The sequence below is a fragment of the Roseococcus suduntuyensis genome (genome assembly GCF_014196305.1).
GTDB lineage: Bacteria > Pseudomonadota > Alphaproteobacteria > Acetobacterales > Acetobacteraceae > Roseococcus > Roseococcus suduntuyensis.
Window position 1 is genome coordinate 104,833 of the sequence record NZ_JACIDJ010000004.1, and the last position, 21,809, is coordinate 126,641.

Consider the following 21,809-nt stretch of genomic DNA (forward strand, 5'->3'; position numbering starts at 1 on the left):
CGGGGGGGCGTTTCGGCAAGGGGTGCCCCTACGTCGCGCATGGCCTAAGCTTTGGCCCAGACCATCACCCGGACGGGATTTCATGAGCAACGCACGGCAATTGCTGGAAGAGCGCTTCGCGCGCGGCGAGATTTCCGCCGCCGAATACCAGGAGCGGCTTTCGGTGCTGAACAACCTCTCGGGTGGCCAGGTGCCGCCGCAGCGGGTGGTGGGCTTCGGCCAGGCCATCGCGCTGGCGTTGCGGAACTATGTGAATTTCAGCGGGCGGTCGTCGCGCGCCGCGCATTGGTATTTCGTGCTGGCGACGGTGCTGCTCGGCATGGTGACCGGTACCATCGACGGCAACAATTACGGCTATTACTGGGGCGCGCCGCAGCCGGTCAGCAACGTGACTTCGCTGCTGCTGATCCTGCCCTCGCTCGGCCTCGCGGTGCGGCGGCTGCATGATGTGAACCGCTCCGGCTGGTGGCTGCTGCTGATCCCGACCGTGATCGGCATCCTCCCGCTGCTGTTCTGGCTGTGCCAGCAGGGCGACCGGTTCACGAACCGGTATGGGGATGACATGGAGGCGGGGCGGTAGAATTCTGCGCGGCCGGTTCACGCCCCCGGCTGCGCCTGGGACGATCGGACGCTTCGCACGCGGCCGATTCACGCCCCCGGCTGCGCCGGGGACGATCGGACGCTTCGCACGCGGCCGATTCACGCCCCCGGCTGCGCCGGGGACGATCGGACGCTAACCTCCGACATGCGGGTCGGTCAGCCGCCGGTATTCCTCCAGGGCATAGCGATCCGTCATGCCGGCGATATAGTCGCCCACCGTCTCCGCGGCCTGGGGGCTGCCGGCCTCGCCCGCGCGGGCGCGCCATTCATCGGGCAGCATCTGCGGGCCGCCATGCAGAAGCTGGAACAGGATCTGCACCACCCGCTTCGACTTCTGCGAGGCCCGGTTCACCCGGAAATGCCGATACATCCGCTCGAACAGGAATTCGCGCATCTCGGCATTGGCCCCGCGCATTGCCGCGCCGAAGGCCACCACGGGCTGGGGCGCGGCGCGGATGGCCTCCACATTGGCGGGTGAGAGGGCGGCCAGCCGCCGCTCCGTCTCCTCCGCCACGTCGCGAATCATGGCGGCGATCACGCGGCGCACCATCTCGGGCGCCGCGCGGTCGGCCGGAAGGTCAGGGTGGGCGGCGCGGGCCTCGGCCAGCGCCTGGCGCGGCAGGGCCATGGCCGCCACCTCCTCGACCGTGAAGAGGCCGGCGCGCAGCCCATCCTCCAGGTCGTGGTTGTTGTAGGCGATGTCATCCGCCAGGGCCGCCACCTGCGCCTCCGCACTCGCATGGGTGCCGAGTTCCAGGTCCTGGACGGCGTTGTAGCGCGCCAGGTAGGGCGCGGGGCGCCGCACCGGGCCATTGTGCTTGGCGAGCCCTTCCAGCGTCTCCCAGGACAGGTTCAGCCCGTCGAAGCCGGCATAGCGGCGCTCCAGCTGCGTGACGTGCTTCAGGCTCTGGGCATTGTGGTCGAAGCCGCCATGGCTGCGCATGAGGCCGTCCAGCGCCTCCTCCCCCGCATGGCCGAAGGGGGGGTGGCCCAGGTCATGCGCCAGCGCCAGGGCCTCGGCCAGGTCCTCGTCCAGGCGCAGGCGGCGGGCCAGGCTGCGGGCGATCTGCGCGACCTCGATGGAATGCGTCAGCCGGGTGCGGAAATGGTCGCCCTCATGGAAGACGAAGACCTGCGTCTTGTATTGCAGCCGGCGGAAGGCGCGGGAATGGATGATGCGGTCGCGGTCGCGCTGCCAGGGGGTGCGGCTCGTGTCCTCAGGCTCGGCGTGCAGGCGGCCGCGGGTGGTGCGCACGGCATAGGGGGCCTTGGGGGTCGAGGTGGGGGCATCCAGCATCGCACCTGCCTATCAGCCACATGGCACAGGTGGAAATCCTTTGTCGGCATGCCTAGATTGGGGTTTGAGGAGATCACCATGCCCGACGGCAGCTTCACCATGACCCCCCGCGCCGCCAAGGAAATCCGCGCCATCGCCGAGCGCGAAGGCCGCCCTGGTGCGGGGCTGCGGCTGACGGTCTCGGCCGGTGGCTGCTCGGGCCTGCAATATGGCTTCGCGCTGGAGGACATCCGCCAGGATGACGACGTGATGGTCGAGATGGATGGCGTGACGCTTTTTGTGGACGAGGTCTCGCTCGACTTCGTGCGCGGCGCTGAACTCGACTGGCACGAGGCGCTGATCGGCGCGCATTTCGTGGTGCGCAACCCGCAGGCGGTCAGCGGCTGCGGCTGCGGGACGAGCTTCGCCGTCGCCTGACGGGCTTGCGCCGGGCGCGCGGCCAGTGAAGATCACGCCCATGCGCCTCGCGACATTCAACGTGAACTCCATCCGCCGGCGCGTGCCGCATCTGCGGCGCTTCCTGGACCGGCATGGGCCGGACGTGGTCTTCCTCCAGGAAACCAAGTGCAAGACGGAGGAATTCCCCACGCTGGAATTCGAGGGCAGCGGCTACACCCTGCACGCGCTGGGCCAGCATGGCGGGCGCAATGGCGTGGCGGTGCTGTCCCGCCTGCCCTTCACGGTCCTGGCCGAATCGCTGCCGGGCGAGGACGCGGACGCCCAGGCGCGCTTCCTGGCGGTGGAGGTGGCCGGCGTGGTCGCGGCGGGCATCTACCTCCCCAACGGCAATTCCGGCGGCGCCGAGGGCATGGAATACAAGTGGCGCTGGATGGACCGGCTGCGGGTGTGGGCGGCGGCGCAACTCGACGCCTTCCGCCCGCTAGCCATCCTGGGCGACTACAATGTCTGCCCGACCGCGTCCGACCTGGCGCCGGGCGCCCTGCCGCCCACCGACGCCCTGGTGCACCCCGAAAGCCGCGCGCGCTGGCGGGCGCTGACCCATCTGGGGCTGGCGGATGCGGTGCTGGCGCTGCACCCGGCCGACGCGCCCTTCACCTATTGGGACTACGGCTCGGCCTTCGAGCAGAACCGCGGGCTGCGGATTGACCACGCGCTGCTGAGCGCGGAGCTGGCCGAAAGACTGGTTTCGTGCGGCGTGGATACGGAGGCGCGGGCGGAGGAAAGCCCGAGTGATCATGCGCCGGTGTGGGTGGAGGTGGCCGTCTAGTCCCCGGCAGGCCTGACCGCGAAAGGCGCGCGGCCCCCCTCCGCTTCCCGCTTCGGTGCCCTGCCGAGGCCTTGCCTCGGCAGGCGGCGCCCGTCACCACGACCCACGCCTCTTCGGGGCCCCCGCGAAAGCGCGAAGCGATTTCGTGGGGAGTGGAGGCGGGGCCCCCGCGAAGGTTTCGACGCCGCGGTGGCGCCGAAGGTGCCATCGCGGCGGCGAAAACTTCGTGGGGAGGATCAAAAATCCAAATCCGCATAATGCGCCGGCGGCTCCAGCCCACTCACCCTGTCGGCCAAAAGCCCCCTGAACGCCGGCCGTGACTTCACCCGGCTGTACCAGTCCCGCGCCGCCGCGTTGTATTCCCAATCCACGTCATTCGCGTAGTCCAGCGCCGACAGATGCGCGGCCGCCGCGAAATCGGCCAGCGAAAGATGGGGGCCGGCCAGCCAGGGCCGCTCCTCCGCCAGCCAGCCGATCACGTCCAGATGCGGCTTGAGGTTCGCATAGCCCGCGCGAATGGCCGCCGCGTCCGGGTTGCCCTTGCCCAGCGCCCGCTTCAGGTGCCGTTCCCAAATCAGGTTGCGCGTCACTTCGCCCGCGAAGCGCGTGTCGAACCAGGCCACCAGGCGCCGCACCTCGGCGCGTTCGCCGAGCGTGCGGCCGATCAGGGGCGTGTCGGGATAGGCCTCGTCCAGGTATTCGCAGATGGCGTAGCTGTCGGCGATGACGAAGCCATTCTCCTCCACCAGCACCGGCACGGTGCAGGCGGGGTTCAGGGCGAGGAACTCCTCGCGCCGCTCCCACACGCGTTCGGTCTTGAGCTCGAAGGGAATCCGCTTCTCCGCAAGGGCGAGGCGCACCTTGCGCGAATAGGGCGAGAGGGGGAGGTGATGGAGAATCCGCACGGCGGACTCTATGCCACCTCGCCCCTTTCGCGTGAAGGACGCTACTCGGCCGCTTCGGCCACCTCGCGCATCGGACGCGGCAGATAGCGGGCGTATTCCTTGGGCACGATGTGCCAGAAATGCCCCCGCTCGCTCGACCAGTCATTGAGCAGGCGGGCGGCGTGACGGCTGCCGGTCTCGGCGACATGGCGTTCGATCAACCGCTTGAGCTCACCCTCCCAATGGGCGCTCTCCATGCGTTGCCACAGGAGGGTGTCGGGGTTCACCCGCCGCTCGAAGGTGCCCGCGGGGTCGTGGATGAAAGCCTGTCCACCCGTGAAACCCGCGCCGAAATTGTCGCCGACCTCGCCCAGGATCACGACGGTGCCGCCGGTCATGTATTCGCAGGCATTGGCCCCCGCGCCCTCCACCACCGTCACCGCGCCGGAATTGCGGACGGCGAAGCGCTCGCCCGCCTGGCCGGCGGCAAACAGGGCGCCGGCCGTGGCTCCATAGAGGCAGGTGTTGCCGATGATGGTGTTCTCGTTCCAGACGAGGCCCGAGGAAGGTGCCGGCCGCACCACGATGGTGGCGCCGGACAGCCCCTTGCCCACATAGTCATTGGCGTCGCCAAACACCTCCAGCTTGAGGCCCCGCACCCCGAAGGCCCCCAGCGACTGGCCGGCCGAACCCCGCAGCCGCACCGACAGGTGGCCGTCCTGCAGCCCGGTCATGCCGTATTGCCGGACGATGCGCGACGACACCTTGGTGCCGATGGCGCGGTGGGTGTTCCGGATGTTGTAGGCGAGCTGCATCTTCTCGCCCCGCTCGAAGAGGGGGGCTGCGTCGCGCAGCATGTCGGCGTCCAGCGTCTCCGGCACCTCGTTGCGGCCTTCCAGCGTGCAGAAGGGCGCGTGGGGCCCGCTGTCGGCCTTGACCAGCAGCGGGTTGAGGTCGAGGTCGTCCAGGTCCTCCGCGCCGCGGCTCACCTGCTTCAGCAAATCCGTGCGGCCGATCACGTCCTCCAGCTTGCGGAAGCCGAGTTCGGCCAGGATTTCCCGCACCTCCTCCGCCACGAAGCTGAACAGGTTGATGACCTTCTCGGGGCTGCCCGCGAACTTGGCGCGCAGCGCCTCGTCCTGGGTGCAGACGCCCACGGGGCAGGTGTTGGAATGGCACTGCCGCACCATGATGCAGCCCATCGCCACCAGCGAGGCGGTGCCGATGCCGAATTCCTCCGCCCCCAGCATGGCCGCGATGACGACGTCACGCCCGGTCTTGAGGCCGCCATCGGTGCGCAGCTTCACCCGGTGCCGCAGCCGGTTCAGCAGCAACACCTGGTGGGTTTCGGACAGCCCCATCTCCCAGGGCAGGCCCGCATACTTGATGGAGGTGAGCGGCGAGGCGCCCGTCCCGCCCGAATGGCCGGAAATCAGGATGGCGTCCGCCTTGGCCTTGGCCACGCCCGCCGCGATGGTGCCGATGCCCGAACGCGACACCAGCTTCACGCAGACGGTCGCCTCGGGGTTGATCTGCTTCAGGTCATAGATGAGCTGCGCCAGATCCTCGATCGAGTAGATGTCATGGTGCGGCGGCGGCGAGATCAGCGTCACACCCGGCGTGGAGTGGCGCAGCTTCGCGATCAGCCCCGTCACCTTGAAGCCGGGCAACTGGCCGCCCTCGCCGGGCTTGGCACCCTGGGCGACCTTGATCTCGATCTCGCGACAGTTGTTGAGATACTCCGCCGTGACGCCGAAGCGGCCGGAGGCGATCTGCTTGATCGCGCTGTTCGCGTTGTCGCCGTTCGGGCGGGGCTTCGCGCGCTCCGGGTCCTCGCCGCCCTCGCCGCTGTCGCTGCGCGCGCCGATGCGGTTCATGGCGATGGAGAGCGTCTCATGCGCCTCGGGGCTGAGCGCGCCCAGCGAAATGCCTGGCGCCAGCAGGCGCTTGCGGATTTCCGTGATGCTCTCGACATCCTCGATGGCGATGGCGCGGCGACCCTCGGCGCGGAAATCCAGCAGGTCGCGCAGCGCCACGGGCGGCTGGCGGCGCACCGCCTCGCTGTAGCGCTTGAAGGTCTGGTAGCTGTCCGTGTCCACCGCCTTTTGCAGCATGTGGATCAGCGTGCCGCCGAAGGCATGCGCCTCGCCCCGCTGGCGCAGCTTGTAGAGCCCGCCCACCGGCAGCGTCACGACCTCGGAGCCGAAGGCGCGCTCATGCAGCGCCATGGCGCGCCGCGCGATGCCGGCCAGCCCGATGCCCGAGATGCGCGAGGGCACGCCCGGGAAGAACTCCGCCACCAGCGCGCGGGAGAGGCCGATGGCCTCGAAGTTCATCCCTCCGCGATAGGAGGACAGGACCGAGATGCCCATCTTGGACATCACCTTCAGCAGGCCCTTGTCCACCGCCTTCTTGTAGCGACCGATGGCCTGGTCGAGCGTGAGTTCCCCGAACAGCCCGCGCCGGTGGCGGTCCGCCACTGAGGCTTCCGCGAGATAGGCGTTGACGGTGGTCGCACCAGCGCCGATCAGCACCGCGAAGTAGTGCACATCGAGGCATTCCGCGCAGCGCAGGTTCAACGAGGTGAAGGTGCGCAGCGAGGTCTTCACCAGATGCGTGTGAACGGCACTCACGGCCAGGATCATCGGCACCGCCACGCGGTCCGCCCCCTGCGCCTCATCGGAGAGGATGACGTGCTGGCAGCCGGAGCGCACGCCGTCCTCGCTCTCGCGGCGGATGCGGTCGAGCGCGCGGCGCAGCCCGGCCTCGCCCTCGCTCACGGGGAAGGTGCAGTCCACCTCGCAGGCGGAGGCGCCCATGTGGGCCCGCATGGCGCCGAACTCCGCACTCGACAGCACGGGGCTGTCGAGCATGAGCATGTCGCACTGCGTGGGGTCTTCATCCAGGATGTTGCCCAGGTTGCCCAGCCGCGTGCGCAGCGTCATCACCCGCGTCTCGCGCAGGCTGTCGATGGGCGGGTTGGTCACCTGGCTGAAGCTCTGTCGGAAATAGTGGTGCAGGCCGCGGTATTGCGACGAGAGCACCGCCACCGGCGTGTCGTCGCCCATGGAGCCCACGGCCTCGGCCATGTCCTCCACCATGGGGTGCAGGATGGTCTCCAGCTCCTCCAGGGTGAAGCCGACGGCGAGCTGGGCGCGGCGCAGCGCCTCGCCCGCCAGCGGCGCGGGGGCGGCAGGCTGCGCCTTCACGATGCCGTCAATGCGCGTGGTGCGGTTCACCCATTGGCCGAAGGGCTTGCGGGCCGAGAGCATGTCCTTCAGCTCATGGTCGAGGTAGAGGCGCCCGGTGTCGAGGTCCACGCCCATGAACTGGCCGGGACCCACGCGGCCCTTCGCCTTCACCCGGTCCTCGGCCACCTTCACCATGCCCGTCTCGGAGCCGATGATGAGCAGGCCGCCATCGGTCACGGTGTAGCGCAGCGGGCGCAGCCCGTTGCGGTCCAGCCCCGCCACCACCCAGCGCCCATCCGTGCCGCACAGCGCCGCCGGCCCGTCCCAGGGCTCCATCACCGCGTTGCAGTAGAGGAAGAGGTCGTGATGCGCCGGCGGCATCGTCGCGTTGTTGCCGAGGCTTTCCGGGATCAGCATGGCCTTGGCCATGGGCGCGTCGCGCCCGCCGCGGACCAGCAGCTCGAAGACATTGTCGAGACTCGCCGTGTCGGACCCGCCCGCCTGAATCACGGGCTTGATGTCGTCCAGATAGGCGTCGAGCAACGGGTGGGAGAGGCGCGTCTCGTGCGCCTTCATCCAGTTGACGTTGCCGTGCAGCGTGTTGATCTCGCCATTGTGCGCGATCATCCGGAAGGGCTGCGCCAGGCGCCAGGTGGGGAAGGTGTTGGTGCTGTAGCGCTGGTGATAGATGGCGAAGCGCGACACGAAGCGCGTGTCCTGCAAATCCGGATAGAATTCGCTCAGCGCCTCGGCCAGGAACATCCCCTTGTAGATGATGGACCGGCTGGACAGCGAGCAGAGATACAGCTCCGGGATCTGCGCCGCGATGGCCTGCTTCTCGATGCGCCGGCGGATGACGTAGAGGTCGCGCTCCATCGTCTCCACGTCGCGCAGTTCCGGGTCGTGGATCAGGATCTGCTCGATCTCGGGGCGCGTCGCGTTCGCCTTCTCGCCGATGACGGCGGTGTGGATGGGCACCTGGCGCCAGCCATAGATGCCGTAGCCCATGGCGAGGATCTCGGTCTCGACGATCTGCCGGCAGCGCTCCTGCGCGCTGAAATCCGTCTTGGGCAGGAACACCTGGCCCACCGCGATGGCACCGGGCTTCAACTTGTCGCCGCCATTGCGGACGGCCTCGGCGAAGAACTCCTGCGGGATCTCCACATGGATGCCCGCGCCGTCGCCGGTCTTGCCATCGGCGTCCACCGCGCCGCGGTGCCAGACGGCCTTCAGCGCCTCGATGCCCGCCTGCACGACCGCGCGCGAGGGCTTGCCGTCCAGCGCGGCCACGAGGCCCACGCCGCAGGCGTCATGTTCGGTGGTGTCAATGCCCGCCGCGTTCAGCAGGGACTGGTTGCGGGCGTAGCCCTCGACGAACTGCGCGCCGGTCTCTTGCGTCATCTCGGTCACTCCGCCGCCTGCTGGAGGCTGGCCTTGGCCAGCACGTATTGCGCGATCTGCTCGGCCGCGTCGCGGCCATCCCGGATGCCCCACACCACCAGCGAGGCGCCGCGGACGATGTCGCCGCCGGCGAAGACACCCGGCAGGTCGGTCATCATGGTGCGGTGGTTCACCTTCAACGTGCCCCAGCGGGTCACGGCCAGGGCGGGCTCGTTGAACATCACGGGCAGCTCCTCGGGGTCGAAGCCCAGCGCCTTGATGACGAGGCTGCCGGGGACGACGAAATGGCTGCCCTCGATGGGCGCCACCTGCTGGCGGCCGGTGGCGTCGGGCAGGCCGAGATGCATCTTCGCGGCCCGCACGCCGGTGACGGACCCAGCGCCGAGAAACGCTTCCGGCGCGGAGAGCCAGAGGAAGCGCACCCCCTCCTCCTCCGCATTGTGCACCTCGCGCATGGAGCCGGGCATGTTCGCCTTGTCGCGGCGATAGAGGCAGGTGACGAGTTCGGCGCCCTGGCGGATGGCGGTGCGGACGCAATCCATGGCGGTGTCGCCGCCGCCGATCACCACCACCTCGCGCCCCGCCGCGTTCAGCGCGCCGTTCTCGTATTCGGGCACGGTGTCGCCCAGGTTCTGGCGGTTGGAGGCCGTCAGGTAGTCCAGCGCCGGCACCACGCCCGCAAGGTCCGCCCCCGGCAGCTCCACGTCGCGCGCCTTGTAGACGCCGGTCGCGATGAAGATGGCGTCGTGCCGCTCGCGCAGCTCGGCCAGCGTCACGTCCTGGCCGACAGCGGTGTTCATGTGGAAATGGATGCCGCCCGCCGCGTATTGCTCCCAGCGCCGCAGCACCACCTCCTTCTCCAGCTTGAAGTTGGGGATGCCATAGATCATCAGCCCGCCCACGCGGTCGTAGCGGTCATAGACATGCACCTGGAAGCCCTGCACGCGCAGGCGCTCGGCCGCCGCCAGCCCCGCTGGGCCCGCGCCGATGATGCCGACGGAATGGGGCAGCTCGCGCGAGGGCGTGGGCGGCTTCACCCAGCCATTCTCCCAGGCCGTGTCCACGATGTACTTCTCGACCGAGCCGATGGTGACGCTCTCGAAGCCCTTCTCGATGACGCAATTGCCCTCGCAGAGACGGTCCTGCGGGCAGACGCGGCCGCAGATCTCCGGGAAGGTGTTGGTGGCGGCGGCGACCTCATAGGCCTCCTCCATCCGGCCTTCGGCGGTGAGTTTCAGCCAGTCGGGGATGTTGTTCTGCAGCGGGCAATGCACCTGGCAGAAGGGCACGCCGCATTGGCTGCACCGGCTGGCCTGCTGCTTCGCGCGCTCCGGGTCGAAGCGGGCGTAGATCTCGTCGAAATCCTCGCGGCGGGCGCTGGCGGGGCGCTTGTCCGGCGTCTGCTGCTGCAGGCGGACGAATTGGAGCATGCGCTCGGCCATGGGCGATCCTTGCAACCTGGGGTCCGGCGGGGGCCGGCCTGGGATTTGGGCAAGACCGCGCAGCCGTGCGCGGCCTTCTCCCTTGCAGGATGCTTAACGAGTTGTTTTTGCCCGCGCCAGAGCAAAAACAACATTTGAGTCAGTCTCACTTACCTATTTTTCCACTCCGTTGCGCCGACGGTGCGAGGCTCAGGACCTTGGGCAAGTATATATGTCCGTTATGGACCTAAACCCCCGGCCGCTCCCTGCGGTTCCCGCCCGGCCGGAACCGCGCGAGGTAGGCCGGCACCAGACCCTCCACCGCGGCGGGGGTGATGCCGAGGTCCCGCAGGGTCAGCGCACCCGGCGACACCACATTGTCCTGTTGCAGCAGGATCAGCTGGTCACGCGTGAGCGGCGGGTTGGGTAGCAGCTCCGCCAGGCGCGCCTGCAACCGCGCGACCCCCAGCGGAATGTTCACCAGCCGGCGCTTGCGCTGCGTCTCCTTCAGGATGAAGGCCAGCAGTTCGCGGAAGGTCCAGGCGCGCGGCCCGCCCAGCTCATAGGTCCGCCCCGCCGCCTCGGGCCGGGCGAGCGCCGCCATCACCGCATCGGCCACATCGCCCACATGCACGGGCTGGAAACGCGTCTCGCCGCAGATGACGGGCATGATGGGCGAGACCATGGCCATCTGGCCGAAGCGGTTGAAGAAGGCGTCCTCCGTGCCGAACACGATCGAGGGCCGCAGGATGGTGGCGTTCGCGAAGGCGGCGCGCAGCCCTTCCTCGCCCGCCGCCTTGCTGCGGGCATAGCGGCTTTCGCTGGTCGCGTCGGCGCCGATGGCCGAGATGTGGACCAGCCTCTCCACCCCCGCCGCGGCCGCGAGGCGACCTATGCGGGCGGGGCCTTCCGCCTGCACCGCCTCGAAATTGCCGTGCAGGATGCCCACGCAGTTCACCACCACGCCGGCCCCTTCCACCGCGCGCGCCACGCCCGAATCGCGCGTCACATCGGCGGCGAGTGCCGCCACCTGCCCCACGCGCCCCATGGTGTGCATGCCATGCGCCCGCACCGGGTCGCGCATGGCCACCCGCACCGTCCAATCCTCGCGGACCAGGCGCTGCACGATCTGCCGCCCCAGGAAACCCGCCCCGCCGAACACCGTCGCCACCTTGCGCATCGCACCATCCTCCGGTCGCGCCGGACCATATGGGCCCGGCGCGCGCGGGGCCAGGGGGAGATGCGGCACACCGCCTGACGAATTCCTCGGGGGGTGGGATTGACGGCCCCCCGGGCCCCCTTTATCTCGCCGCTCACCCCATCGTGCCCAGGTGGTGGAATTGGTAGACGCGCTGGCTTCAGGTGCCAGTGACCGCAAGGTCGTGAAGGTTCGAGTCCTTTCCTGGGCACCACCCCTTTCCTGACAATATGGTTCAAATCAACGCGACGCGGCGCCCGCCCCGGCGCTCGTTAACGTTTGAACCTATGCCGTGCATTCCTTTCGAACGTTGTATGGTGGCGCCAGTCCACAAAGTGCGACATTCGACAAGGAACGCTGCCGATGTTTCTCTCCCGCGACACTTTCGCCGCGGAGGCGCCGGCCCTCAGCCCCGCGCCAACCCTCCGCAACCCCCGCGAAGTCATGGCCACACGGCTTCCCGCGGCGTTGCAGCCCTTCCTCACCTGGCTCACCGCCATGCCGGCCCCGGGCGAGACGCGCGCCGACCGCCCGGCCGCGCATTTCGTGGCGGGCGCCCTGGCCCTGGTGCTGGGCGGCATGGCGCTGGGCGCGGTGCCCCTGATGCTGGCGGCCCCGCCGCTGGCGGCCTGGCTGCTGCTGCCGCTGGGGCTGCTGCTCACCTCCTCCGGCCTGGGGCTGTTCCAGGTGGTGATCTTCCACCATTGCTCGCACGGCACCGTCTTCGCCAACCGCGGCCGCAACCGCCAGGTGGGGCGGATGGTCTCGGCCTTCCTGCTGTTCAAGCGCTTCGACGACTACCAGCGCGAGCACATGATGCACCACAGCGCGAAGAAGCTGCTGACCGAGGAGGATGAGTTCGCGGATTTTGTGCTGGGCCTATGCCGGCTGGAGCCCGGCCTGCCCAAGGCCGAGCTGTGGCGCCGCGTGGCCTGGATCACCGTCTCGCCCGCCTTCCACCTGCATTTTCTCCGCCGCCGCATCCAGGCCTCGCTCTTCACCGGAGACCGCGGGCATGACTGGATGGGCCGCGCCTTCTGGACCAGCCTCATCGCCCTGGCCGCCGCCACCGGCACGCTGGTGGAATTGCTGGTGCTGTGGGTGCTGCCCGTCACCGTGCTGCTCCAGGTCGCGACCATCTACCGCATCCTCTGCGAGCACCGCTTCCCGGACGCCCATTTCATCGCGCTGCGCGACAAGCACTTCGTCTGCGAGGCGACCACGGGCGTCTTCGCCGGCCGCCCGGTGCCCGAGGCGCGGGCCGACACCGCGCGCGGCCTGGCGCAATGGGCCGGCTGGTGGCTGAACATGCTGACCGTGCAGCTCTTCGTGCGGCTCTTCGTGCTGGTGGGCGACGCCCCCTGCCACGATTTCCACCACCGCCGCCCCGCGACGCGCCGCTGGACCAACTACATCCATGCGCGCCAGCAGGATGCCGAGGCCGGCTCGCCCGGCTTCCCACAGGGCTACACGGAATGCTGGGGCCTGTTCGAGGCGGTGGACAGCAACCTCGCCACGCTCGCCGCGACGGCGCCGGCCAGCATCGGGCGCCAGACCGGCCACGCCTTGGCCTGAGGCAAGGCCTCAGCCGGGGGCGGGCCCGCCCTCCCCCGACCGTCGCACCGCCTCGGGCGGCAGCGAGACGGTGACGCGGGTGCCCTCGCCCGGCACGCTCTCGATGGCGAGCGTGCCGCCATGCGCCTCCACCAGCGTCTTCGCGATGGGCAGGCCGAGGCCGGTACCGGGAAACTTCCGGCTGTGCCCGTCCGAGACCTGCTGGAAGGGTTCGAGCGCGCGCTGGATGTCACCGGGCGCGATGCCGATGCCCGTATCCGTCACGCGCACCATGGCGCCCCCGTTGGGGGCCCCGCCCTCGGGCGTGGCCAGGATGGCCAGGCTGACGCGGCCGCGGGCGGGCGTGAACTTCACCGCATTGCCCAGCAGGTTGGACAGCACCTGGCGGAAGCGCAGCCGGTCCACATGCAGTTGCAGCCCCTCCTCAGGCGGATCGCAGGCCAGCTCCACCCCATGTCGCAGCGCGATGGAGCCCGCCTCGCCCATCGCCGCGTCCAGCAGCGACCGCCCCGCGATCCATTCGCGCCGCAGCTTGGGCGTCGCGTTCTCCAGGCTGGCGTAGTCCAGGATGTTGTCGATCAGCTCCAGCAGCATGCGGCCGGAATCATGGATCTGCGCGATATAGGCGCCCCGCTGCTGCGCCGTCGCGCGGATGGTGGAGTCGGGCGCCAGGATCTCCGAAAACCCGATGATGGAATTGAGCGGCGTGCGAAGCTCATGGCTCAGCGTGGCCAGGAAGCGCGCGCGGGCGGCGCCGCTCGCCTCCGCCGCCAGCTTGGCCGCGCGCAGCTCCGCCTCCGCCGCCTTGCGGGCGCGCACGTCGATGTAGACGGAGAGCGCGCCCTCCACCAATTCCTGATCCCGCGTCTCGAAGGGGCGGGAGACATTGCCCTCGCTGTGGTTGCCCAGGATGAGCGCGACGCCGCTGCCCGGGTCATGGGCCCAGAGGATGTAGGGCGTGCGCAGGATGGAGGTCAGCTCATAGGCGGGCGGCTCGATGGGCGTGCGCGAGGTGGTGAAGAAGAAGCCGGGGGCGGCCGGCAGCACCACCTCCCGCGGCCAGCTCTCGCCGCCCATGCCGATCATGTGGCTGACGCGGAAGCGCGGTGGTTCCTCCTGGCCGATACGCTCCAGGAAGGCCGCGCGGTCGCAGAGCGCGTTGTCCACCACCACTTCCAGCATCGGCTCGCCGATCTCGTCGGGCAGGTTGCAGACATCGGTCAGCCGGTGCGCCTCGCGGATCAGCTTGGCGACGGTGCGGCTGCGGCGGGCCTCGCGGAAAGCCTGGCTCTGCTCCTCCTGCAGGCGCAGCAGCCTGGCACCCAGGTCATTGCATTCGCGCCGGTAGTAGGCGAGTTCGCGCTCGATCGGGCTTTGGGGCGGCGGGTGGTGGGTCATCGGCGGCGCAACACGGCCAGCACGCCGGTCCAGTCGAGGGAACGCCCGATGCCGCCGCCCACCTGCGCCACCTCCACCCCCGAATAGAAGCCCAGCAGCGGCACCTCGGGGGCGAAGCCCTGCGTCACCAGCTCCGCCTCCTCGATGGCGGCGCCGCTGCGCGCACTCGCCCGGCCCGCGCAGTCAATGTAGAGGGCGAAGAGGGGGTCGGTGCCCACAAGCCCCGCATTCATCGCGGCAACACCCCGGCGCACGGAATCGAGCATGAGCGAGTTGTCGCGGCTCATGATCTGCACCTGGGCGCCAAGGGCGAAGTCCGGCTCGAACAGCGTGACCGAGCCCGCCTCGGGCGTGGCACGCAGGATCAGGCGGTTCACGTAGTCGCCCTCCTGGTAGGGGGCGTAGGGGTCGCCCAGCTTCTGGCCCAGCGTCACCGTCAGCGAGAGTTCCTGCCCGCGCACTCCGCCCGGCGGCAGGCCCAGCATGCGCTCGATGACGGTGAGTGCCGGTTCGCCATCCAGCTCGAACACCTCGGCGCCCTGGATGCGCGTGATCTCCATGAAGGAGCTGATGGGCCGGCAGCCATGCATGATGACCGTCTCGACCGCGACACCGGGCGGAAAGACCAGCGCCACGGCGGCATGCTTCAGCACGCGGTCGCCGGCGAAGACCCAGCCGCCGGTCAGGTTCATGTCCGTCAGCAGCCCGCCGCCGAAGAGCTGGAGCGGCGTGTTGCCGAAGCCGTCATGGAAGCCCTCCACGATGGAGCTGGCGAAGTGCAGCAGCGGCGGCGCGCGCGAGGCCACGCTGTCGAACAGCAGCATCACCGCCGCATCGGGGCTTGCGATGGCGCCCACCGCCGCACCCAGCTCCGCGCCGGCCGCCACCTCGTCCCGGCGCAGCGCCTCGGTCAGCACGGCCCGGGGGACGAGGCCCGGGTCCATGATGGCGAGCACGCCCAGCTCGAAGCCGCCATAGCCGCAGCCCTCGCGGCCGATGACGCCGGCCGCGGAACCGCCATGGATGGGCACCGGGCCGAATTCCGCGCGCAGGGCCGCGAGCATGGCCACGGGGTCATGCTTGCCGCCGCAGAAGACCAGCAGCATGGCGGGCGCTTCCGGCCCGACGCGCAGCCGGCACTGGCGCGCGGCGACATCCGGATGGGTGTGGCGGACGGAGGCGACGCGGATCGCTTTCATCACATCCGCACGTGGCGCCGCACGGCCCCGCTTGCAACCGGAGGCATCATTGGCCGGAACGCCATGTCCTTGTTTCCTTTCCTGCCGTGCTCGCCGCAACCGAATAATACCACGGCAGGTCGTTGATGCCAGCTTGGGAAGGTGCGTGTCGCGGCCGGCAATTCCCAGCCCATCGCCGCTGATCTAGCCTCGCGCGCGGAAAGCGGAGACCCCTGCATGAGCGAACAAGTCGCGCGACACCTGGCCAGCCAGCGCGAGGCCATCCTCGACCGGCTTCTGGCGCTGATCCGCCTGCCCTCGGTCAGCACCGACCCGGCCTTCGAGCACGGCATGCGCGGCGCGCGGGAATTCCTGCTGGAGCGGCTGCGCGCGCTCAGCCTGCAGGATGTGCGGCTGCTGGACGCACCCGAAATGCCCAGGGGCGGCCAGCCCGCCGTCTATGGCGCCTGGCTGGGTGCGGGGCCCGACAAGCCCACCATCATGATCTACGGCCATTACGACGTGCAGCCGGCGGACCCGATGGAGCTGTGGCACTCGCCGCCCTTCGAGCCCACGATCCGCGACGGGCGGATCTACGCGCGCGGCGCCTCGGACGTGAAGGGTTCCACCACCATCGCCATCGAGACGGTGGGCGCCTTCCTCGCCGTCGAGGGCGGCTGCCCCGTGAACGTGAAGCTCTTCCTGGAGGGCGAGGAGGAGGTGGGCAGCCCGAGCCTGCCCGCGCTGATCGAGGCGAACCGCGAGCTGCTGGCCGCCGACGCCATGCTCTCGGCCGATGGTGGCGGCGCCTCGGGGCCGCAGGCGATGCTGAACATCGGCTGCCGCGGCATCACCTCGCTGCGCTTCAGCCTGCGCACGGCCAAGAAGGACGCGCATTCGGGCAAGGTGGGCGGCGCGCTGCGCAACGCCCTGCACGAGATGGCGCGCCTGATCGCGACCCTGCACGACGAGCATGGCCGCGTGGTGGTGGAGGGCTTCGAGGCCGGCGCGCCGCCCATGACCAACGCGCTGCGCGCCGAGGCCGCCACCCTGCCCTTCGACGAGGCCGCCTGGTACGCGCTCTATGACGCGACCCCCTTCGGCGATCCCGCCTATACGGTGCGCGAGCGCACGACCCTGCGCCCCACCGTAGAGGTGAACGGGATGTGGGGCGGCTATACCGGCGAGGGCGGCAAGACCGTCACGCCGGCCGAGGCCCATGCGAAGCTGACCATGCGCCTCATTCCCGGCCAGGACCCGGAGGGCGCGCAGGCCGCGGTGAAGGCGCATCTGGAACGCCACGCGCCGGCCGGCGTGGCGCTGGAATTCGACTACACGCCGGGCGGCACCCGCGCCTACACGCTGGGCAGCGACCACCCGCTGCGCGCCGCCGCCACCGCCGTGCTGCGCCGCGAGAAGGGCGGCGAACCGGCACTCACGCGCCTCGGCGGCACCGTGCCCATCACGACCATCTTCCAGGAGATGCTCGGCATGGACAGCCTGATGTTCGGCCTGTCCAGCGCGGACGAGGACGCGCACGCGCCCAACGAGTTCTTCCGCCTCTCCTCCTTCGACGAGGGGCTGCGGCTGTGGCCGCTGCTGCTGACGGAACTCGGCCGGATGGACCGCGCCGCCTTCCGCCGCGAGGGCTGAGGCACGACGCGCCGGGCGGTGCGCCGCCTGGCATATTTCCCATTGACAGCAATCCCCTCGCCCGCTGCACTCACTCCCGGAACGTCCAACGGCCAGCAGAGCCGCACAATCAGAACGACAGGGAGGGACAGGATGCACCATCATCTGAGCCGGCGTGGATTGCTGGGTGGCGCGAGCGCGCTGTCCCTCGCCCCCGCCGCGGCCTTCGGGCAGCAGCGCGAGATCAAGCTCGGCGTCATCTACGACTACACCGGACCCTTCGCGGGCGGCGGCTCGCTCGCCTCCGCCATCGGCACCAAGCACGCGATCGACATGATCAATGAGCGTGGCGGCGTGGAGGGCCATCGACTCAACGCCATCTACGCCGACGCGCAATCCCGCACCGAGGTCGCCATCAACGAGATGACGCGCCTGCTGGAGCAGGAACGCGTGGACATCATCATGGGCGTCTTCTCCTCGGCGCATTGCGTGCCCATGGCGCAGCGCGTGAACCAGCAGCGCCGCTTCATGTGGGCGAATGTCTGCGTGGCGTCCTCGGTGTTCAAGGACCGCAACCTCGAATACGTCTTCCGCGCGCAGGTCCACAGCGACCAGTTCGGCGAGGCCTCCTGCCGCTTCGTGGCCGAGAACGCGCAGTCGCGCCTGGGCAAGCCGGTGCGCGACGTGCGCGTCGCGATCATCTACGAGGATGGCCCCTATGGCGCGGGTGTCGCCGCCGGCAACGAGGCCACCGCGCGCGAACTCGGCCTGCGGATGGTGCTGAAGGAGGGCTATGCGGCGACGGCCCCCGACCTCTCCTCTCTCGTCACGAAGCTGCGGCGCGAACGGCCGGACGTCATCCTGCACACCGGCTACAACCCGGACATCACGCTGTTCCTGCGGCAGTCGCGCGAACTGGGTCTGCGCTGGCGCGCGCTGATCGGGCATGGGGCGGGCTATGGGCAGATCGACCGCCTGCAGCAGACCTTCCGCCAGGATGCGAACTTCATCTACAACGTGGACCCGGTGGCGGCGCAGCTGCTGAACCCGGCCTCGCTGGCTTCGGGTCTGGGCGACGTGACGGCCGAGATGGTGCGCCGCTACCGCGCCGAGACCAACGTGACCGAGGTGCCGCCGCACACCTCCATGGGCTTCAACCAGACCTGGATCCTGCTGACGGACGTGCTGCCGCGCGCCATCCGCAACCATGGCGGCTTCACGCCCGATGCGCTGCGCCAGGCCGCACTCGCCACCGACATCCCGGTGGGCGGGACCATCCAGGGCTATGGCGTGCAGTTCAACCCGCCAGGCCACCCGATGGCGGGGCAGAATGCGCGCTCCACCCCCGTGGTGATGCAGTATGTGGACGGGCAGACGAAGATCGTGTGGCCGGAGGCGCTCAAGACCGCCGACCCCGTGCTCCCGCTGCCCGCGGGCCATGCCTACGCCGCCCGCTGAGGGCAGCGGGGCATGCTGCAGGTCGAGAACCTGACCAAGCGGTTCAGCGGCTTCGTGGCCGTGAACCGCATCTCCTTCGCGCTCGAACAGGGTGAGATCCTGGGGCTGATCGGCCCCAACGGGTCGGGCAAGAGCACGACCTTCAACATGATCGCGGGGCTGCTGAAGCCCAGCGAGGGTTCCATTCGGCTGGAGGGGCGCGAGATCGGCGGTCTCGCCCCCATCGAGATCTGCCACAGCGGCGTGGGGCGCACCTTCCAGATTCCCCGCCCGTTCAAGCAGCTCACCATCCTGGACAATGTCATCACCGCCGCCTTCTACGGCCAGCGCGGCAGCGTGACGCGCGCGAAGGCGCTGGACCAGGCGGAGGAGGCGCTGACCCTGGTGGGCCTGCCCACCGACCCGCAGGCGGAGGTGGCATCGCTGGGCGCAGCGGGCCTCAAGAAGCTGGAACTGGCGCGCGCCATCGCCACCCAGCCGCGCCTGCTGCTGGCCGATGAGAGCCTGGGCGGGCTGGACGAGACCGAGATGAACGCGGCCGCCGACATGCTGGGCCACATCCGGCGCGAGAAGAACATCACCATCATCTGGGTGGAACACATCATGGGCGTGCTGATGCGCGTCGTGGACCGCGCCATCGTGCTCGACCATGGCGAGAAGATCTTCGAGGGCCTGCCGCGCGAAGTGGCGCGCGACCCGCGCGTGATCGAGATCTACCTGGGCTCCGAGAAGATCACCTTCGACGAGGCCGCGTCTTGAGCGGCCCCCCGATGCTGGAAGTGCGCAACGTCTCGGCCGGCTATGGCAGCTTCCGCGCGCTGTTCGACGTGAGCCTGGAGGTGCGCGCCGGCGAGGCGGTGGGCGTCATCGGCCCCAATGGCGCGGGCAAGACGACGCTGCTGCGCGTCATCTCCAAGATCATCGCCCCTACCTCCGGCAGCGTGGTGATGGAGGGGCAGGACCTCTCGCGCGTGCCCGCGCACCGCGTGGTGGAAATGGGCATCGCCCATGTGCCCGAGCACCGGCGCCTGTTTCCCCGCCTGACGGTGGAGGAGAACCTGCGCATGGGCGCCTTCCACCCCGAGGCGAGGCGCCGCCATGCCGAGCGGCTGGACTTCGTCTATGAGCTGTTCCCCCGCATGAAGGAGCGCCGCCTGCAGATGGCCGGCACCATGTCGGGCGGCGAGCAGCAGATGTGCGCCATCGGCCGCGGGCTGATGAGCGGGCCGAAGCTGCTTCTGCTGGACGAGCCCTCGGCGGGCCTCGCCCCGGTCATCGTCCAGCAGGTGTTCAGCCTGGTGCGGCGCATCCGCGCGGAGGGCTACACCGTCCTCATCGTGGAGCAGAACATCCAGCAGGTGCTGCAGGTGGTGGACCGCGCCTATCTGCTGGAGGTCGGCACCATCAAGCAGTCCGGCCCCTCGGCCGAGCTGCTGGCCTCGCCCGAAATCCGCCGCGCCTACCTCGGTTTGTAGGGGATACCCATGTTCGACAGCTTCCTGCTCGAATCCATCATCAACGGGCTGCTGCTGGGGGGCGTGCTGGCGCTGCTGGCGCTCGGCCTGAACCTCGTCTTCGGCGTGATCGACGTGGTCTGGATCTGCTATGCCGAGCTGGTGATGGTAGGCATGTACGCCATCTTCTTCCTGTATGTGTACTACGAGGTGCCCTTGGCGGGCGCCATCGCGGCCGCCGTGCTGGGGGTGGCGCTGCTGGGCATGATCCTGCACCGCTTCGTGATCGAACCCGTGCTGGGCACGGCACCCATCAACCAGCTGCTGGTGACGGGTGGCGTGCTGTTCTTCCTGCAAGCGGCCGCGACGCTCGCCTTCGGGATCGAGTTCCGCAACATCGGCATCCGCATGCCGGTGGTCGAGTTCGGGGACATGTTCTTCAGCTTCGCGCGCATCCTGGCCTTCGCGACCGCCCTGGTGGGCGTGCTGCTGCTGTGGCTCTTTCTCACGCGCACCTATCTGGGCACCGCCATCCGCGCCATTTCCCAGGACCGCGAGATCATGCCGCTGATGGGCGTGGACCCGAGGCGCATCTACCTGATCACCTCCGCGATCGGCGGCGGCATGGCGGGCGTCGCGGCCAGCCTGCTGGTGCTGCAGTACGACGTGCACCCCGCGATCGGCCTCAGCTTCGGCCCCATCACCTTCATGGTCTGCGTGATGGGGGGGCTGGGCAACATGCTGGGCGGCTTCGTCGCCGCCTTCATCTTCGCGCAGTTCATCTCGGTGGGCGGCTACCTGTTCCAGATCGAGTGGGGCTATGTCATCGCCTTCTGCTTCTTCATCGCCATGATGTTCGTCAGGCCCAAGGGCCTGTTCAGCCGCTGAGGGGAGCAGGTTCATGAACACGCGCATCCTGGGCGGCATCGGCATCGCGGCCCTGGCGGTGGTGCCGCTGCTGGGGCTTGGCAACTACCACCTGCACATCCTCATCACGGTGCTGATCTGGGGCTTCGTCTACACCTCGTGGTCCATCATGGGCCGCTTCGGGATGGTGTCGCTGGGCCATGGCGCCTTCCTGGGCGTCGGCGCCTACGTCGCCACCATGCTGTGGAACACCATGGGCCTCTCGCCCTGGGTGGGAATTCCCGTGGCCATGCTGGTCTCGATGGCGATGGCGCTGCTGGTGGGCTATCCCTGCTTCCGCTTCCGCATCGTGGGCCACTATTTCGCACTGGTGACGCTGGCGCTGGGCGAGGTGGTGCGCCTCACCATCGTGGGCCTGCGCGACCAGACGGGCGGCTCGCTCGGGATGACGGTGACGGGCGTGCCCGAGGGCACCTCCCTCCTCGCCCTGCAATTCGGCGACCGATCCACCTTCTTCTACGTGGCCCTGCTGGTCTGGCTGGGCGGGCTGGTGATCTGGCGCCTGGTGGACCGCTCCATGCTGCGCTACGCGCTGGAGGCCTCGTCCGAGGATGAGGACGCGGCGGCATCCGTCGGCGTCAACGTCACCCGCGCCAAGCTCATGATCCTGATGATCAGCGCGGCGATGACCACGCTGGGCGGCGCGCTCTACGCGCAGTACCAGATGTACATCAACCCCGAGACCGTCTCGGGCATCGCCATCTCGCTCCAGATCGTCTTCGCCGTCATCGCGGGCGGGCTGTTCACGCAGCTCGGCCCCACGGTCGGCGCGGTCTTCACCCTGCTGCTGGCCGAGACGCTGCGCGTCACCTTCGGCCATGACATCCATGGGCTGGACGGCACCATCTACGGGCTGCTGCTGGTGCTGTTCATCATCTACATGCCGAAGGGGATCACGGGGTCCATCATGGCGGGGCTGACGAGGCGGCGGCGGCCCACGCCGGCGGCGGCCCCGGCCGAATAAGGT

17 protein-coding genes and 1 tRNA gene are annotated in these 21,809 nt (G+C 69.3%); 11 read left to right on the forward strand and 7 right to left on the reverse strand.

The annotated features are described in order from the left end of the window. Positions 1–82: 82 nt before the first annotated feature. A complete protein-coding gene (locus GGQ83_RS12635; protein ID WP_184384547.1) occupies positions 83–580 on the forward strand; it encodes a DUF805 domain-containing protein in 498 nt (165 codons plus the stop codon). 153 nt (positions 581–733) lie between these two features. Here the strand turns inward: GGQ83_RS12635 and GGQ83_RS12640 are convergent, their stop codons facing one another. Next, a complete protein-coding gene (locus GGQ83_RS12640; RefSeq protein WP_184384549.1) occupies positions 734–1,897 on the reverse strand; it encodes a deoxyguanosinetriphosphate triphosphohydrolase in 1,164 nt (387 codons plus the stop codon). Between the two features lie 78 nt (positions 1,898–1,975). Here GGQ83_RS12640 and GGQ83_RS12645 point away from each other — a divergent pair, with 78 nt between their 5' ends. Beyond that, positions 1,976–2,314 carry a HesB/IscA family protein gene (locus GGQ83_RS12645; protein WP_184384551.1) on the forward strand — a complete coding sequence of 113 codons (339 nt, stop codon included), beginning with the start codon at positions 1,976–1,978 and terminating at the stop codon, positions 2,312–2,314. A gap of 40 nt (positions 2,315–2,354) precedes the next feature. Further along, the gene (locus GGQ83_RS12650; protein WP_184384553.1) at positions 2,355–3,125 is read left to right on the forward strand and encodes an exodeoxyribonuclease III; all 771 of its coding nucleotides are present in this window, start codon (positions 2,355–2,357) and stop codon (positions 3,123–3,125) included. Between the two features lie 236 nt (positions 3,126–3,361). On the opposite strand, the gene GGQ83_RS12655 is transcribed toward GGQ83_RS12650, so the two are convergent. The 4 genes from GGQ83_RS12655 to GGQ83_RS12670 all read right to left on the reverse strand — a co-directional run bounded on the left by GGQ83_RS12655 (position 3,362) and on the right by GGQ83_RS12670 (position 11,202). Next, positions 3,362–4,030 (reverse strand): glutathione S-transferase family protein, encoded by a 669-nt coding sequence (locus tag GGQ83_RS12655; protein ID WP_184384555.1) that lies wholly within the window; start codon positions 4,028–4,030, stop codon positions 3,362–3,364. 41 nt (positions 4,031–4,071) lie between these two features. Beyond that, positions 4,072–8,601, reverse strand: coding sequence for a glutamate synthase large subunit (gltB, locus tag GGQ83_RS12660; protein WP_184384557.1), 4,530 nt, complete (start codon positions 8,599–8,601; stop codon positions 4,072–4,074). A 5-nt stretch (positions 8,602–8,606) separates the two neighbouring features. Then, on the reverse strand, positions 8,607–10,043 hold the full coding sequence (locus GGQ83_RS12665; protein ID WP_184384558.1) for an NAD(P)-dependent oxidoreductase: 1,437 nt from the start codon (positions 10,041–10,043) through the stop codon (positions 8,607–8,609). A gap of 226 nt (positions 10,044–10,269) precedes the next feature. Beyond that, positions 10,270–11,202, reverse strand: a complete 933-nt coding sequence (locus tag GGQ83_RS12670; RefSeq protein ID WP_184384560.1) for a complex I NDUFA9 subunit family protein — start codon at positions 11,200–11,202, stop codon at positions 10,270–10,272. Positions 11,203–11,347: 145 nt separating this feature from the next. On the opposite strand from GGQ83_RS12670, the gene GGQ83_RS12675 reads away from it, so the two are divergent. Next, positions 11,348–11,434 (forward strand) — tRNA-Leu (locus GGQ83_RS12675). A gap of 149 nt (positions 11,435–11,583) precedes the next feature. Next, positions 11,584–12,795 (forward strand): fatty acid desaturase, encoded by a 1,212-nt coding sequence (locus GGQ83_RS12680; protein ID WP_184384562.1) that lies wholly within the window; start codon positions 11,584–11,586, stop codon positions 12,793–12,795. 9 nt (positions 12,796–12,804) lie between these two features. Here the strand turns inward: GGQ83_RS12680 and GGQ83_RS12685 are convergent, their stop codons facing one another. Both GGQ83_RS12685 and GGQ83_RS12690 read right to left on the reverse strand, forming a co-directional pair. Next, on the reverse strand, positions 12,805–14,193 hold the full coding sequence (locus GGQ83_RS12685; protein ID WP_184384563.1) for a sensor histidine kinase: 1,389 nt from the start codon (positions 14,191–14,193) through the stop codon (positions 12,805–12,807). Further along, a complete protein-coding gene (locus GGQ83_RS12690; RefSeq protein ID WP_184384565.1) occupies positions 14,190–15,392 on the reverse strand; it encodes an FIST signal transduction protein in 1,203 nt (400 codons plus the stop codon). Before GGQ83_RS12690 ends, GGQ83_RS12685 begins: the two co-directional genes overlap by 4 nt. A gap of 216 nt (positions 15,393–15,608) precedes the next feature. Between GGQ83_RS12690 and GGQ83_RS12695 the strand changes: the two genes are divergently transcribed. The 6 genes from GGQ83_RS12695 (at position 15,609) to GGQ83_RS12720 (ending at position 21,806) form a co-directional block, all read left to right on the forward strand. Then, positions 15,609–17,024 (forward strand): M20/M25/M40 family metallo-hydrolase, encoded by a 1,416-nt coding sequence (locus GGQ83_RS12695; protein ID WP_184384567.1) that lies wholly within the window; start codon positions 15,609–15,611, stop codon positions 17,022–17,024. A gap of 132 nt (positions 17,025–17,156) precedes the next feature. Further along, complete coding sequence (locus GGQ83_RS12700) at positions 17,157–18,461, forward strand: ABC transporter substrate-binding protein (RefSeq protein WP_184384569.1); 1,305 nt, start codon at positions 17,157–17,159, stop codon at positions 18,459–18,461. A 12-nt stretch (positions 18,462–18,473) separates the two neighbouring features. Then, positions 18,474–19,220, forward strand: a complete 747-nt coding sequence (locus GGQ83_RS12705; protein ID WP_184384571.1) for an ABC transporter ATP-binding protein — start codon at positions 18,474–18,476, stop codon at positions 19,218–19,220. An 11-nt stretch (positions 19,221–19,231) separates the two neighbouring features. Then, positions 19,232–19,936, forward strand: a complete 705-nt coding sequence (locus tag GGQ83_RS12710; RefSeq protein WP_184384573.1) for an ABC transporter ATP-binding protein — start codon at positions 19,232–19,234, stop codon at positions 19,934–19,936. Between the two features lie 9 nt (positions 19,937–19,945). Beyond that, positions 19,946–20,803, forward strand: a complete 858-nt coding sequence (locus GGQ83_RS12715) for a branched-chain amino acid ABC transporter permease (protein ID WP_184384575.1) — start codon at positions 19,946–19,948, stop codon at positions 20,801–20,803. 13 nt (positions 20,804–20,816) lie between these two features. Beyond that, on the forward strand, positions 20,817–21,806 hold the full coding sequence (locus GGQ83_RS12720; RefSeq protein ID WP_184384577.1) for a branched-chain amino acid ABC transporter permease: 990 nt from the start codon (positions 20,817–20,819) through the stop codon (positions 21,804–21,806). Positions 21,807–21,809 lie beyond the last annotated feature (3 nt).

What these genes read in the sequence shown, in the direction of transcription:
- GGQ83_RS12680 (WP_184384562.1), top strand. Translation starts at nt 11,584, where the DNA reads ATGTTTCTCTCCCGCGACACTTTCGCCGCGGAGGCGCCGGCCCTCAGC.
- GGQ83_RS12690 (WP_184384565.1), bottom strand. Translation starts at nt 15,392, where the DNA reads ATGAAAGCGATCCGCGTCGCCTCCGTCCGCCACACCCATCCGGATGTC.
- GGQ83_RS12710 (WP_184384573.1), top strand. Translation starts at nt 19,232, where the DNA reads ATGCTGGAAGTGCGCAACGTCTCGGCCGGCTATGGCAGCTTCCGCGCG.
- GGQ83_RS12670 (WP_184384560.1), bottom strand. Translation starts at nt 11,202, where the DNA reads ATGCGCAAGGTGGCGACGGTGTTCGGCGGGGCGGGTTTCCTGGGGCGG.
- GGQ83_RS12700 (WP_184384569.1), top strand. Translation starts at nt 17,157, where the DNA reads ATGCACCATCATCTGAGCCGGCGTGGATTGCTGGGTGGCGCGAGCGCG.
- GGQ83_RS12635 (WP_184384547.1), top strand. Translation starts at nt 83, where the DNA reads ATGAGCAACGCACGGCAATTGCTGGAAGAGCGCTTCGCGCGCGGCGAG.
- GGQ83_RS12645 (WP_184384551.1), top strand. Translation starts at nt 1,976, where the DNA reads ATGCCCGACGGCAGCTTCACCATGACCCCCCGCGCCGCCAAGGAAATC.
- GGQ83_RS12715 (WP_184384575.1), top strand. Translation starts at nt 19,946, where the DNA reads ATGTTCGACAGCTTCCTGCTCGAATCCATCATCAACGGGCTGCTGCTG.
- GGQ83_RS12665 (WP_184384558.1), bottom strand. Translation starts at nt 10,043, where the DNA reads ATGGCCGAGCGCATGCTCCAATTCGTCCGCCTGCAGCAGCAGACGCCG.
- GGQ83_RS12720 (WP_184384577.1), top strand. Translation starts at nt 20,817, where the DNA reads ATGAACACGCGCATCCTGGGCGGCATCGGCATCGCGGCCCTGGCGGTG.
- GGQ83_RS12695 (WP_184384567.1), top strand. Translation starts at nt 15,609, where the DNA reads ATGAGCGAACAAGTCGCGCGACACCTGGCCAGCCAGCGCGAGGCCATC.
- GGQ83_RS12640 (WP_184384549.1), bottom strand. Translation starts at nt 1,897, where the DNA reads ATGCTGGATGCCCCCACCTCGACCCCCAAGGCCCCCTATGCCGTGCGC.
- gltB (WP_184384557.1), bottom strand. Translation starts at nt 8,601, where the DNA reads ATGACGCAAGAGACCGGCGCGCAGTTCGTCGAGGGCTACGCCCGCAAC.
- GGQ83_RS12685 (WP_184384563.1), bottom strand. Translation starts at nt 14,193, where the DNA reads ATGACCCACCACCCGCCGCCCCAAAGCCCGATCGAGCGCGAACTCGCC.
- GGQ83_RS12705 (WP_184384571.1), top strand. Translation starts at nt 18,474, where the DNA reads ATGCTGCAGGTCGAGAACCTGACCAAGCGGTTCAGCGGCTTCGTGGCC.
- GGQ83_RS12650 (WP_184384553.1), top strand. Translation starts at nt 2,355, where the DNA reads ATGCGCCTCGCGACATTCAACGTGAACTCCATCCGCCGGCGCGTGCCG.